We start from the raw sequence: 14679 nt of genomic DNA on the forward strand, positions 1-14679 counted from the left end.
GCCCAACGCCCAAGTTCCAATAATATACTTGGAGTTTGGGCATTCGTTGGGTTTTTGGTCATTGGGAATTGGTCATTTCTTTCCGTGCCTCTGAGGTAAAAGAAAGCGCTTCAACAAACCCGTCCGCCTTCGCCAACGTTTCCTCGTATTCCATTTCCGGATCGGAATCCGCCACGATGCCGGCGCCTACTTGGAAGTGCACTTGACCGTCACGCACGATGGCGGTGCGGATGGCGATGTTGAACTGGCTCTCGCGGTTGAAGCCTAGGTAGCCAAGGCTGCCGGTGTAGGGGCCGCGGGTGACGGGCTCGAGTTCATCAATGATCTCCATCGCGCGAAACTTCGGCGCGCCGGTGATGCTGCCGCCGGGGAAACACTCGCGCAACGCCGCAAGATGCGAAAGCTCCGGACGTAATCGGCCTTCGACCGTGGAGACGAGGTGCTGCACTTGAGCGAATTTTTCCAGCCGCATCAGCTCCGGCACGGCGATGCTGCCAAACTCGCACACACGCCCGAGGTCGTTGCGCAACAGGTCGGTGATCATTACCAGCTCCGCGCGCTCCTTCTCGCTGGATTGGAGTTCGTACGCAAGCTGCGCGTCGCGTTGCGGATCGGCATCCCGCGGACGGGTGCCTTTGATGGGGCGCGTCTGGATGTGTTGACCGCTGAGACGTAGAAAACGCTCTGGACTGGACGAGGTAATCTGAAAATCACCCGCATCGAGGAACGCCCCAAACGGCGCCGGACTGGCGGCATGCAACGCCCGATAAAACTCCCAACCTCCTCCGGGCCAAGGCGCCGTGAGGCGTTGGGAGAGGTTGACTTGGTAAATGTCGCCGGCGCGAATGTAATCAAGGGCGCGGCGGGTGGCGTTGATGAATTGGTCGCGGGTGAAGTTGGAGGAGGGAACGGGAGGGGCGAGTTCCACCTCGTCCGTGTTTTTTTCGAATCGATTTGGGGCGCGGTGGCAGGCGTCCTTCCCAAGCTGTTCGTGCCACCAATCGGCCTGTTGGCGGGCGCGGGTTTCGTTGCGCGACCCATCAGCGGCGAGGCCGGTGGCAACCAGCCAGGTTTTGCCGAGGTGATGATCGAAGATGGCGAGGCTATCGTAAAAGCCCACCGCACAATCGGGCAGCTCGAGGTCATTCACCGCGCGCGCGCGCAGGCGGGGTTCGACAAAATTTTTCAGGTCGTAGCCCCAGTAGCCAAAGCAGCCACCCAGCGGAAAGGGCAAATCGATCTCGTCAATCAACTCATACCGCTCGAGCAATTGCTCCAGTGCGTTCCACGGGTTGCCAAATTGAATCGCGCGATGGTGGTCCGTGCGTAACTCGCAGCGGCTTCCCCACGCGCGGAACGTCAAAAACGGCCGCGCCACGACAAACGAATAGCGCGCCTGATCGGTCGCCTCGCCGTCACTGCGCAGCAGCATCAGGCCGGGCAGGCCGCGCAGTTGCTCCGCCAGAGTCTCTGGCGTATGGCGCGTGCGGGCATGCTCGATCAGCGGACGCATCAGGCGAAGGCGGAAGGCGGCGTGGTTTGGTGGCCGGCGCGGTTGTGATAGTCATTGATGATCTTCACGGCTTTGGCGGGGCTGTCGGTGATGGTCACGAGATCGGTATCATTCGGGCTGATGTATTTGCCGCGCTTGAGCGTGCTGTTGGCCCATTTGAACAGGCCGCTCCAATAGCTGCGGCCGAAACAAATGATTGGGAAACGCGGGACCTTTCCGGTTTGCACGAGAGTGAGCACTTCGAATAATTCATCCATCGTGCCAAAGCCGCCGGGCATATAAACAAACGCGGTGCTGTATTTTGCGAGGCACACTTTGCGTGCGAAAAAATAATGGAAGTCCACGGAGACATTGGCGTACTTGTTGCCGCATTGCTCGAAGGGCAGTTTGATATTGAGCCCCACCGAACGCCCGCCGCCATCGGCCGCGCCTTTGTTGGCGGCCTCCATGATGCCGGGGCCGCCGCCGGTGATGACGGCGTAGTTGTTTTCGGCCAAGCGTTTGGAAAGATCCACGGTGGATTTATAAAATCGATCGCGCGGTTTGGTGCGGGCGGAGCCGAAAATGGTGACGGCGGGGCCGATGTGCGACATCTCGTCAAAGCCCTCGACGAATTCGGACATAATGCGGAACACGCGCCACGGGTCTTCGTGCACGAAACGGTTGGCGGATTTCTTGGGCTTTTTGGTTCTGGCCATACGCGGAGGGTAAAGCGCGGGGCGCGGGGGTCAACGAGACTTTGCTGACAGTGCACGGTGAACCGTTTGGTTCAGCTTACAGTTCATTGTTCGCTTTTTTCGCCTCAATACTCAGGGCACCCTTTTTCCCGCGTCGCACGGACTCGATAGATTTGGGGCGGGCTTTGACGAGTATTCGCAGGGGACAACCTTCGTAACCAAAGGCGTTGCGCATATGGCGGGTCAGATATTTGTCGTAGTTATCCGTGTACACTTCGGGGGCATTCACAAACATTGTGAACGTGGGCGGCGCTTGATTGGTTTGTGTGGCGTAATAAAGTTTGAAGCGTTTGCCGGCTTTGTTGGGTGGTGGGCGGCGATCGAGGGCGTCTTGCAGCGTGCGGTTGAGCAGCGGCGTGGGGACTTTTTGCTTCCATTGATCGGCCACGTAACGGATGGCTTCCAGCAATCGGTCGAGATGAAAACCGGACTTGGCACTGGTAAAAATCACGGGGGCGTAATCGAGGAAGAACAATTGTTCCTGAACCCAACTGCCGAACTCCGAAAGCATCGTCAACCGTTTCGTGCGGTCATCGCGGTGGCGGTCTTTTTTGCGGCGGCTGACGATTTCCTTTTTGCGCGCCTCCTTCACGGCGTCGGTGGTGAGATCCCATTTGTTGATAACCACAATGCACGCGCGGTGGCTGCGGGTGATGAGGTCGGCAATTTTTTTGTCCTGCTCCACAATGCCCGTTTCGGCATCCACGACAAGCACCGCGATGTCGCAGCGTTTGATGGCTTCGGCAGTGCGGGTGACGCTGAAGTATTCGAGGCTGTCCTTCACGCGGCGTTTTTTACGTAGGCCGGCGGTGTCGATGAGCTGGCAATGTTGCACGCGACCTTCAGTTTCGATGGTAAAGGGGACATCCACCGCATCGCGCGTGGTGCCGGGAATTTCGCTGACGATCACGCGGTCACTTTCGGTGAGGGCGTTGATGATGGAGGATTTGCCGACATTTGGGCGGCCAACGACCGCGAGGTTGAGAGTTGAGGGTTGAGGATTGAGAGAGGGCTCGTCAGCCTCCGGCAAGTGCTTGAGGAGAGGGTCCATTAGGACGGAGGTGCCGCGATCGTGCAGGGCGCTGACGGGAAAAATATGCTCGAAGCCCAGTGCGGCAAATTCCACGGCGTTGTCGGCGGCGGTTTGGTGGTCGGCTTTGTTGACTGCGAGGAATGTCGGCTTGCCGCTCTGGCGGAGATGTTGGGCCACTTCTTCGTCGAGCGGCACAATGCCTTCCTGCACATTCACCACAAAAATAATGGCATCCGCCGCCTCGATGGCCAAATCCACCTGTTCCACCGTGGCGCTGGCGATGATGTCCTGAGATTTTTCGCCCGGAATGAGGCCGATACCGCCGGTATCCACGAGCGTAAACGCCCGTCCGGCCCATTCGGCCTCGGCGGTGATTCGGTCGCGCGTCACCCCCGCTTGATCGTGCACAATCGCAATGCGGCGGCCGGCAATCCGGTTAAACAACGCGGATTTGCCGACATTCGGGCGACCCACAATGGCAATAGTTCCAGGCATTAAATTTTCTCAAACGGGGCGTAGAAAGTGAAAACACGTCCAAAACAGGTGGTTTTTTGCAAAGATTGCCACAAAAAGTGGCGACCCCTACGGGACTCGAACCCGTGTCGCCGCCGTGAAAGGGCGGTGTCCTAACCGCTAGACGAAGGGGTCCACCTGTCAGAGCGGGGAAATATAGGGATGCGGGCGCGAATGTCACGGGAAATCTGTCGGTGAACAGATTGTGGAAGATTCGTCGGTTGACAAAACGGCCAATCTCGGGCAGATTGTCGGGACACCAATTTCTTTGATCCGGGCGACAGAACGTTTCTTCAGAGGGGTTCTCCACCCCCACCTCCTTGGCGTCTGTTGCCCGGATCACTTTTTTCGCCCCGACGCATTTCGAAGGTAAGTCAAAAAAATCCCAAAATTTTTTACTGAAACGATTGACGGCGTGCGTCGCTTGCATTAGCTTGCCGCCCGCAGAAATTTGCGGGGGTGTAGCTCAATTGGTTAGAGCGCTGGCCTGTCACGCCAGAGGTCGCGAGTTCGAGTCTCGTCACTCCCGCCATTTTTTTCTTTCAAGTTCGAATCCATCCCGTTTCGCAATCTGCGACCACTTCATCAAAAGTCCACGATGATTCCCGAAGGGAATCAATAACAATAGCCCCGGGTGAAACCCGGGGAAAAAGCATCGAAGGAAAACAACCCCGAAGGGGTTGAACTTTGGAGGCCCCGATAAATTTGGAAGTTCAACCCCTCCGGGGTTGGCTCAGTTTTTCATCCTCTAACCTCGGGTTTCATCCGGGGCTATTATTGTTCATCCCTTTGGGATGTGTAGTTAGTTCGTCGCAACCGATGTCGGCACAAAGCCGATTACGCGAGCGTAATTATTGTGTGGGCACCACCGAAGCTACTCCAGTTTCCGGGTTGTAATTCCATTTCATTCCGTTGGGTACGACGGGTAATTCGGCGAGGAGGCCTTCGGATATTAATTCCTGCAAACTGGCCGGCGGTTGGCTACTCGTGGCTTGGTATTGGTTGAGGGCGCTATTCACCTGCAATAGGCCGGCGTCAATGATGGCTTTGTTGCGGCCTTTGTTTACCGCGCCCAAATAATCCACCGGCGCGGTCGCGGGATTGCCTGAAGAATTATCATTGATGTCCGGCTCCGGCTGATCGCCGCAAGCACTGGCCAGCAAACCGAGAACGAGAAAATACAGTGTGGGTTTCATCTGCCCCAACCCTACGCACAATGAAGTTCGGGTAAAGGCTGATCTGGTGATTAATCTTCCCGCGGCCGGCGAGGACGCTTTTGTGAGGTGTGGCGGCGCGGAGTTGTTCGGCGCTTGAGCGGCGCTTTGATTCGCGCCGCCAAGCTGCGGCCAGCAAAATTACCAGCGATCCCAATGCATACACCCACTAATGCGGCGACAACTTTGCCGTGAGTCTACCACTAACGCGAGCACACCCACACCATCAGCCTCACCCGATCAAACGCAGAGCAGTGTGCCCAAACATCGTGGCGCGGTTCATCAGGAAAATGATTGGAAACTGAGGTCGGATTGTTTCATCGCAACCGGTTTGAAGGCTACCCCGATTCAGATTCTGGCAAGGGATTGAATAGGAAATAACCTTTGGATTGCTCAAATTGGAATCGCACCTTTTGCCAAAACATGTAAAAAACGGTGAATAAAAACATGCTGTTGTTACCGAAAAATAATTTGCGTTTTTCAGTTTTCCGTGGTAATCAATTGTGAACGGTTCGTTGTTACCGTGTTTTTTTGATTGAAAACAGAGTTGTTACCACATCATGGCTAGTTTAAGAAAACGACTGAAAAGTGATAATTGGGTGTGTTGCTATGCTACTGCAGACGGGCGGCGAACACAACGAAGCACTGGCACCACGGACAAGGATGAGGCGATGGCAATTTGTCGTCGTTGGGAAAATGAGGAGTATGCCATGCGTGATGAAGGCGAGCCGGTTGAAGGGTTGGCGGTGGCCAACAAGCGTGCCTTGGTGGCAGGCATGGTGTCGATGGTGGTGGTGGTTTTGAGTTTAATTGGTTACTGGCAATATGATCTTTATAAAAACGGGCCCGAATTGTTTGTGGATGTGCCGGCGAGTGAACGGCCAGCGACGTTTTTTGAATCCAATTTGGCTAAGCGTCATCGTTGGGTGAATCTTTCGCCTGATGCGTTGGAGCGGTTGAATACGCTCGGCGGCAAGATTCGATTGAATCTGTTTGATGACCTGCAAGTGACCACTGAGGTGGTGGTGCATCGTTTCATTCATGGCGGCAGCGAGACCTCGGTGGGGCGGCTGGATAATGATCCGGATACGCTAATGATGATGTGCCGGCAAACCACTCAGCCGGGGAAATTGATGGGCGTGGTGGTGGACACCTTCGGCACGCAATATTTAATTTCGCATGAGATGGATGGCAAACATGTCATTGTGGAGGTGGATCAGTCCAAGATCCCCGGCTGCGGAGGGGTGATTGAACTGGAGCAGGCAAAGCAACCCGTCAAAACAGCTGCAACGAAATCACAGAAATCCGCTTCGCCGATGGCTGCTCAAAGCTCGGCCGAGGCGAAGGCGTTGCAGCGGATGGTGCGCGGCTCGGAAGCGGCGGCATTGCTCGATCCCAACGGCCATACACATCGCGCGGGTACGGTCTGTACGGATTGCCGGTCGTTCACCGAGTTGAAAAAACGCTTTAAGCAGGCCGAGCTCAATCAAATTCCAAAAACCGGTGCGTTGGCGCCTATCCCGCCCCGGGAAAGCCCGGCGACTGAGCCGGTGAAAACCAGCTCTCATAATTTGCTTAACTCGATGGGGTTCAACAAGCCGTTGTTGGCGGCCATCAATCCCTCTAATCGGAGCTTTGGTCTTTGGGGGCGGGGCGGTTCAGCGGTGCAATCGGTTGGCCCTGCGTCGCCTGGAGTTTTAGAACATCTGCGCGGTGGCGATACGGAGTACATCGATATTCTGTTTATTTACACCGATGATTTGCTGCAGGAACAAACGCCACCGAATGCATCTGAAAAATTGAATAACCTGAATCTTTCCACCATCCGCACGGTGGAGCTGACCAATACAATTTTTTCCCAATGCCATATCCCGTTGGAAATCCGTATGGCGGATCTCACATTAGCGCGGTCTCGGGCAATGTCCGGTGGCGATGCCACCTTGGCGCAAAACGGCGGCCCCGGCGGGCCGGCCTGGGAAGAGGTGCAGGCTCCGGTTCGACCGGTGTGGGATCCGGCAGCAACCCCCCCCGCATGGAGCAAGCATTGGAACAACGGCGCGAAAGTAGGCATCTACAGGCCCAAGTATGAAAATTATAACCCCGGTGATTTGGGCGCGGCGTTGTCATGGATTGGTGACACCAGCAATAGCCTGATTTATGGTGACCAATATTGGGGCAGCGGCACCTTTGCCAGCACCCCGCCCGCGCAGCGGCCCTACATCAATTTGCCGAGTACGTTGACTTGGACGATCGTTCCCGAGTACGACAATTCCGGTACGCCCGCAGATGATGCGGTGACTTTTACGTTTAACTCCACGCGCACTCCGGAGCTGAACACCGGACCGGTTGAGGATGCTGGTTCCAGCCATGCGCTGGACGACAGCTATGCGGTGGGTAGCCCAACGGGAAATATGGGCGCAGCAACCTCGCATGCCCCAGTTCAGCAATACAACGATATAACCGGGCCAACTCCCGGGCCGGTGTTGGTCGATATTGGAACGGATCAGCTCGAATGGATTGGCGGGGCGGAACATGGATTGGCCACGGGGTCGGTGGTTCATTTTTCATCCTGGACGACTCCACCCGATGCCAATGGCAGCAAACGGCCCAAGTGGAAGGCTTACCAGCAACCGGTAAAAAACACCAAGGTGAAAGTGGAAGCCGCCGAAGGCGGTTCTAATGACAGCGGTGACGACCCTGTTCGCCCCGGAAATCCTGGAACGGCCCAAGCACCAGGAAGCCCCGTGGCAATGCAACGCGCCGATGTGATTAAGGGCGTGGTAGAATACCCAATCGTGGCCGGATTATTCGGCGTGGTCACCGAAGCACAGCATTACCCCGGGATCGATCTGGGCAAAGGCAAGGTGCACCCGATGATTGAATCGGGCCGGGCCAGTTACTGGCGTCTGAATTTTCTGGGCAAAACTGCGGAGCCAGAAAAAAGCGCGCGCGCGTTTCTCAGCGCAATGGCCGGGCAACTCAAAATGAAGCAGGACACCTCCGACCTGCAAACCCTCCAGGTGAAGCACGGCTTTGGCACGGCCCACACCCGTTTCCAGCAAACCGTTCGCGGCATTCCCGTGTACGGCGCGTTTCTGACGGTGAATCAGGGAACCGATGGCGCCATAAACACGTTACACACCAAATATCATGCCAGCTTAAATGTCCCCGCTGAAGCGCGTCCGCGACTTAGCCTGACCGCAGCCAAGGGGGCAGCCTATCGCAAAGGCGGCGTTAAGCGCCCGCGGATGCCCGGATCCGGCAAGCTGGTTTGGTGGCCCGACGAGCACGGCAACGCCAAGCTCGCCTGGGAAGTCACCGTTTGCGCTATGAAACCACTGGGCGATTTTCACACGGTGGTGGATGCGGAAACTGGTGAAGTTATGCTGCAGGAAAACCGCATCTGTTTCGCGACGGTCAGCGGTTCCGGTTTTGTGTTTAAGCCAAACCCATATCAGGTGAACGGTGGCGATGTGAACGGCACGTTGGTGGATAATGCCGACAACAACAGCACCCAGCTCGACAGCCTGATGAACAACGTAACCCTGCCCCGACTCACAGCGGGATTGGGCTATCTCACAGGGACCTACGCGGATCTGGTGCGCCTCAACAGCGGCAGCCTGCCAGACAACGATGCGTTTGAAGTTTCACGTGCCTATAATTACAGCCGGAATGATTTGCGTTTTGAGCAGCCTACGATTTATTACACGATTGATCGCATTGCTAATTATTTTGTATCACTTGGGTTTTCCGCGAGCAATACCCCCCCCAATGGCATTCGCGATGCCAACGCTACTTGGGCCTGTTCACAATGGAATACAGTAGACCAGTCATTCTTCTCCCCGGCCAACAATACCTTGCATTTTGGCACCGGCGGGGTGGATGATGGCGAGGATGGCGATATCGTCGCGCATGAATACGGCCACGCGGTTCAGGGCGATCAGAATATAAACTGGGCCGGCGGTGAAATGGGCGCTATGGGCGAAGGGTTCGGAGACTATTTGGCAGCCTCCATTTTCGCTAACGACGGCGATTCGTTATATCAAACATATCATGCGCCGGCCGTGGGTGAGTGGGATGCGGTTGTGTATGATCCTTCGTTTGATAACAGCCTTGATGTTTCCCGTGGCAAAATCAAAACCATCATGGGCGATGGCACACAGTTTATTGATAATAATGCTTCGGCGCTGTCTAACGATGTGCAACTGGTGAACATCGGGGATTTTGTCATCGAACCCACCGCTTCGCAGAAAATTTATTTCACCGACAACAACGGCAGCAGTGTTCGGCGGATGGATCACAATGCGACCTTTGACACCACCGTAGATGTGAATTCCTCCTTCACCCGTTTGGCTGGCGGCGGCGCGCAAAATCCCGACGCCAATGCCTCGGCAGCTAATGTTGCCTTGCAACAAAGCCTTGGAACGCTCGGGGCCATCGACCTTAACTCCACCGAAGGCGTGTTCTTTGTAGACAAAAACTCAACCGGCTCGTGCCGCATTCGGCGAATTGACACCAACGGCTCGCTCACCACTGTAATTGGTGGCGGGGCAGGGGATCCCACCTCAATTACCACCAACCCGGTGAATGCGCCTTTGGCGACGTCTTTGAGCTTCTCCGCAATCGACGATATTGCGTTTGATGACTTGAACCGGCTTTATATTTGCCAGCGCACCAGTCAGCGCGTTTGGCGGCTGGAATCAAACGGAACCATGATTCTCTTCGGTGGCGGCGGTTTGTTACAGTGGGACGGGCCGCCGGCTTCGAACAGCAATTTCGGGGGGGTGCAAAATCTGGCTACGCGCACGGTTGGTTTAAACCGGTTTGTGTATCTGGACACCAATACCACCCTGAACGGCGTTCGGATTCGACGCATTGCCGTGGATGATAATCCCACCTTGCGGTTGGTCACCACGGTGGCCGGTTCGGGCTTAATCGGGAATGATCCGGACGCCAACTCGTCCAACCCGGTCACGGCAATTTCCTGCCGGCTCACAGACGTGGATGGCATGAGGTTTGATAGTTCTGGGCGACTGTATTTTGGCGATGGCAGCGCGCAACGCGTGCGGCGGGTGGATGTCGCGGGCATTATCACCACGGTTTCCGGCGGTGGCTCCAACGATACCGGCGATGGAAATTCCACGAGCGCGGCGATGATCGGACCGGTGAAAACGATTGGGGTGGATGGTAACCTACAGGTTTATTCGCTGGGGAGCACCCCGCTCGGTGGGCTTCGCCTTCGCAAAAGCTACGGAGGGCCTCCGATTGATCCGCCCAATTTGCGCCGCGTGGATGGCAACAAGATGTACCCGGCAGATTTGGTGGGGGAGGTTCATGCGGATGGCGAAATTTGGTCTCGCGCTCTGTGGGATATTCGCAAGGCGATTCTGGCTTCGGATGGGAATGCTTCGATCGCCGATCGGCTGATTCTGCAACACCACTTTGGCCTGCCCGGTGGCAGCACTATGAGAACTGCCGCCGTCGCAATAAATAATGCGGATCTCTCCCTTTATGCGGGCGCGCATACCGCGTCGATTCAAAAAGCCTTCAACGATCGTGGAATCACAGTTTCAGGCGATTACTCAACTGGCCTCGGCATCAACATCGTTCTCAATACAGATTATTATGTGCGGCGTGAAAGCGCCACGCAATTCAGCCTGTATCTCAGCTGGAATGAAGCCTTAAAAAATAAAAATAAGATTGATTTCAATGGCACCGGATTCGGTATCCATATGACCCGCGGCAGTGTGGCGGACCTCGCCTATGGTCAGGCATTCGATCCCACTTACGGGGGGGTGTTGGGAACCAACGGTGTGGACGTGGGAGCGTTGCGTATGGATCTTAACGGCGCGGGAGGTCAGCGTTACCCGAACCTCCACGGCGCCTACGGCGATTTTGAAATGGGATACATTTCTACTCGCGCGGATTTGGTCTGTATCCTTACTGAGAATCTCACCGGACCAGCGGCGGGTTTGGCACTGAAACTCACCGATCGAGGCACCAATCCGCCCCGCGATCTCTTCACCAACACCACAAGGCCGGATGATGTGGATTTCAACTCATCCGAGGTAATTCGTCACCGCGACAGTATTCGCAATCTCTCTTTACAGGGCCAATATATGACCGGCGGGTATACCTTCCAACACGAACTGGGTCACGTGCTCGGTGCCGCGCATGGTTTGGGGGATGTGGGTGCCGGCTCACTTCCCGGCACGCCGGGGCTCCATCCGCATGATGGGGGCATCACGTTTAGCCCATACGCTTATACAAATTCCAATGGAGTGGCGGATACGTTCCTTGCCGTGGGAAACCACTTTATGAGCTGGGGCTCTCAGGGGTTTGGCACCAAGTACTGCACGATCATGGCTTACCCCAGCACTCGCGGCAGTACCCAAATTCCTTTATACAGTAGCCCGATTGCGTTCTGGCGAGGAGAACCCACGGGTCGCCTCCGGGGGATGTATCTCCCACCCCCTTTGTCATCCTACAGCCAGCCGTTGTATATGGATAATGCCCAGTGCATAAGTGCCACTGGGCATTTGTCGGCGTTCTATCGGGACTCCAACGGATCCGGGCGAGCCCCCTCGCGCACCTCTGTCCGGCCCGAGCCACCCAAGGGTTTGCCTGGGGAACGGCCCGTGAATTACAGTCGCAATCCGAGCCAAGCAAACGCTAAAGGTGGCAACAGTGGAACGGCAGCCGCAGGCGCCCCCACTCAAGTGGGTCCCGGCGGTGCTGCTAATCCCGGCGGAGGGCTCGGCGGGGCGACCAATCCTACCACTACCACCAACCGGCCGGGCATTCCTCTTGGTGGAGGCAGCAATCCCACCCTGCCCGTCATCCCGCCTGGCGGCGGGTTGGGCGGCACCAATAATCCCGGCGGCGGGCTCGGGGGCACCACTAATAATCCCACCGTATTACCCATCAATCCCGCAGTGCCTAATGACCACCGATATTCCGCCACTAAATGGAATGGCGGGCGCTGGGCAAACAATAATACCACCTTTGCCACCGTCATCAACGGCCACAACAACGGCGCCACCCATGAAAACGCCGAACGCGGGCATCCGGCCTTCCACGGCAAATCCGTGTGGTGGTACATCGAATGGCCCGCCACCGCTGCTGCCATTACCCTTAAGCAACTAACGGCGAGCACCAAGGGAAGTACATTTGACACCACCCTCGGGGTGATGTACGTGGCCAAAGGCCAGGCGGCCACCCAAGTGCCGCTCAACAACCAGTATTTCAAGTGGAACAATAATGCCCCCGGCGGCGGCGGCCCCTTCAGCACCGTGATATTACCGCAAGTGAGGCTCAACCCCGGCGACCGCATCTACTTCATGGTCGACGGTGTGGGCGGGACCAGCGGAAAAGTCCGCCTCGGCGTGAAGATGACGAAATAGATTTCAGTTCAGAATTCTACAAATCCATCCAAACTCCGCACATCATTGTGTGGGGTTTTTTTGTGATGAATCGGCTTACTCACCCACGCAATAGAGGTGCGAATCGGAGCGCAGATAAAGGCGGCCATCACTGATGGCTGGGCTGGCGTTGAAGACGGTGCGGTCGCTGGTGAAACTGTTTTGGGCGAGTTGGTTGAATTTGGGTTTGGCTTCCACCACAAACGCACCGGCATTGCGGCTGACGGAAATGAGTTTGCCGTCCACCAAAATCGGGGAAGCATAAAATTTTGGGACACCGCGCGTGCTTTGGAGGCGCTCGCGGTAAACTTCTTTGCCGGTCTTGGCGTTAAGGCAAACGGCGTAACCGCTGCGGTCCATCCAGTAAATGTGGTCGGCGTGATGGACGGGCGAAGCGACGTAGGGGGCGCGGGTGGAGGTCCAGAGTGTTTTAGAATTGCTGACATCATCCTGGCCGCCGAGCTGAAGGGCGACGCCGCTTTGGCGAGGGTAACCGCCGAAGGCAAATACCGCGCCGCCCGCGGCTATCACGCTGGGGGAAACATTGCTGCCGCCCACGTTGGTAAAGGCGTACCAATTGAAGGTGCCTTTGGCGGGGTTGAGCGACCACACTTCGCTGTCCACCGCGAGGATCATTTGGGTTCCTGATTTTGTTTTGATGAGCGCGGGTGTACCGTAGGAATCCTGATAACCGGCGATGATTTTCGGGCCCCAACGCCACGCTTGTTTGCCGGTGGCGGTGTGGAGTGCCACGAGGGCACCGCCTTCCTGCAGGGTGTTGAGCAAAAGTAAATTGCCGTGCAACACCGGACTGGAAGCCGAGCCCCAGCGTTTGCGGCTGGATTGCGTGCCGGTTTTCACACGCCATAATTCATTGCCTTTCATATCGAAGGCGAGCACGCCGGTTTTGCCGAGGAACACGAAAATGGATTTGCCATCGGTGGCCGGCGTGCTGGTGGCGTAGCCGTGTTCGGGCACGCCCATCCCGCCGTAGCGATCTTCCTCGGCAGTGGGCTTGATTTTTTTGTGCCACAAAATGTCGCCGGTCTTGGCGCTAATGCAAAGGACGTGGCGTAGCAGTTCGCGCGGGTCATTGCCGGAATTATCGCCACCACCCACGCCGTAGCCGGAATAGCACGTGAGGAAAAGGTGGTCCCCCCAAACCACCGGGCTGGATGCGCCAGCACCGGGGAGTGGGAGTTTCCACTTAAGGTTTTTAGAGTCGCTCCAAGTGAGCGGCGCAGACTCGCCGGGAGCCGTGCCATCGCCGTTGGGTCCGCGCCATTGGGGCCAGTTTTTATCAGCCGCAGGAGCCGCTAAAGCGGTTGAGGCCAGAGCAAGGCCAAGCAGGGCAGGGCGCAGCGATTTCATTTGTGGGGCGAGCCAAAGGTTAAGCGTCCGAGCGTCGATCGGTGGGGCGTCCTGGCCGGGTGGGCCGGTCGCCGCCGGGGCGTTGATCCGGGCGGCCGGGGCGATTGAAGCCTCCTCCAGGACGATCGCCACCGGGGCGTTGGCCAGGATTGAAGCCTCCTCCGGGACGATCGCCACCGGGGCGTTGGCCGGGATTGAAGCCTCCTCCGGGACGATCACCACCGGGGCGTTGGCCGGGATTGAATCCGCCTTCACGGCCGCCGCGGTCGAATGACGGGAGCATTTCTTCGCGGGTGAGTTTGCCGTCTTTATTTTTGTCCAGCTTGGACAATGCGGCGGTGGCGTTCTTGAGTTCCGCAGCGGAAATCTCACCGTCTTTATTGGCGTCCAACGCGATCATCACAGGATTCATCGGGCGTCCGCCACCGAAATTGGGCCGGTCACCGCCTTGTCCGGGCCGTCCTCCTTCACCGGGGCGACCTCCTTCACCGGGGCGACCTCCTTCACCGGGGCGACCTCCTTCACCGGGCCGTCCCCCTTCACCGGGGCGCCCCCCCGCGCCGGGCCTTCCGCCGCCGGGAGCACGGTCTCCGCCGCCCGCACCGCCTATTTGGGCACGGAAAAATTCCTGCATTTGTTCGCGAGAGGGGCGCTCTTTTTCGTCGAGTTTGCCGTCTTTGTTTTTGTCAAAATGTTTGAGCATTTGTTCGCGAATGGTGCCACGGTCGCCGCCGCTGGGACGTCGGTCGCCGCCTTCGCCCGGGCCGCGTTGTTGTGCCTGTGCGGCGGTGGGAATGAGGATGAGGCCGCCAAGGATGGCGGGAATTAGGGTTTTCGTTTTCATTATGATTATGGTTTTTTGTGAATCTTCAGACTT

General features: G+C 57.0%; 7 protein-coding genes and 2 tRNA genes. 2 read left to right on the forward strand and 7 right to left on the reverse strand.

Annotation, left to right across the window (positions count from 1 at the left end; all coding sequences use genetic code 11):
* Positions 1–58: 58 nt before the first annotated feature.
* From pabB to H8E27_04070, 4 genes are all read right to left on the reverse strand, one after another.
* Complete coding sequence (gene pabB / locus H8E27_04055; protein ID MBC8324781.1) at positions 59–1513, reverse strand: aminodeoxychorismate synthase component I; 1455 nt, start codon at positions 1511–1513, stop codon at positions 59–61.
* Positions 1513–2211 carry a TIGR00730 family Rossman fold protein gene (locus tag H8E27_04060; protein MBC8324782.1) on the reverse strand — a complete coding sequence of 233 codons (699 nt, stop codon included), beginning with the start codon at positions 2209–2211 and terminating at the stop codon, positions 1513–1515. The genes pabB and H8E27_04060 overlap by 1 nt, the downstream gene beginning before the upstream one ends.
* 76 nt (positions 2212–2287) lie before the next feature.
* A complete protein-coding gene (der, locus tag H8E27_04065) occupies positions 2288–3778 on the reverse strand; it encodes a ribosome biogenesis GTPase Der (protein MBC8324783.1) in 1491 nt (496 codons plus the stop codon).
* A gap of 78 nt (positions 3779–3856) precedes the next feature.
* Positions 3857–3931, reverse strand: a tRNA-Glu gene (locus H8E27_04070).
* Positions 3932–4251: 320 nt separating this feature from the next.
* On the opposite strand from H8E27_04070, the gene H8E27_04075 reads away from it, so the two are divergent.
* A tRNA-Asp gene (locus H8E27_04075) sits at positions 4252–4328 on the forward strand.
* A gap of 319 nt (positions 4329–4647) precedes the next feature.
* Here the strand turns inward: H8E27_04075 and H8E27_04080 are convergent.
* Positions 4648–4992 (reverse strand): hypothetical protein, encoded by a 345-nt coding sequence (locus H8E27_04080; protein ID MBC8324784.1) that lies wholly within the window; start codon positions 4990–4992, stop codon positions 4648–4650.
* A gap of 689 nt (positions 4993–5681) precedes the next feature.
* On the opposite strand from H8E27_04080, the gene H8E27_04085 reads away from it, so the two are divergent.
* Entirely contained in the window at positions 5682–12413 is a 6732-nt protein-coding gene (locus tag H8E27_04085) for a hypothetical protein (GenBank protein MBC8324785.1), read from the forward strand.
* Between the two features lie 75 nt (positions 12414–12488).
* On the opposite strand, the gene H8E27_04090 is transcribed toward H8E27_04085, so the two are convergent.
* Together H8E27_04090 and H8E27_04095 are read right to left on the reverse strand one after the other, a co-directional pair.
* Complete coding sequence (locus tag H8E27_04090; GenBank protein ID MBC8324786.1) at positions 12489–13802, reverse strand: PQQ-binding-like beta-propeller repeat protein; 1314 nt, start codon at positions 13800–13802, stop codon at positions 12489–12491.
* A gap of 19 nt (positions 13803–13821) precedes the next feature.
* The coding region (locus H8E27_04095) for a hypothetical protein (GenBank protein MBC8324787.1) at positions 13822–14679 on the reverse strand (858 nt) is incomplete at its 5' end.

It is taken from the genome of Limisphaerales bacterium (assembly GCA_014382585.1).
GTDB lineage: Bacteria > Verrucomicrobiota > Verrucomicrobiia > Limisphaerales > UBA1100 > JACNJL01.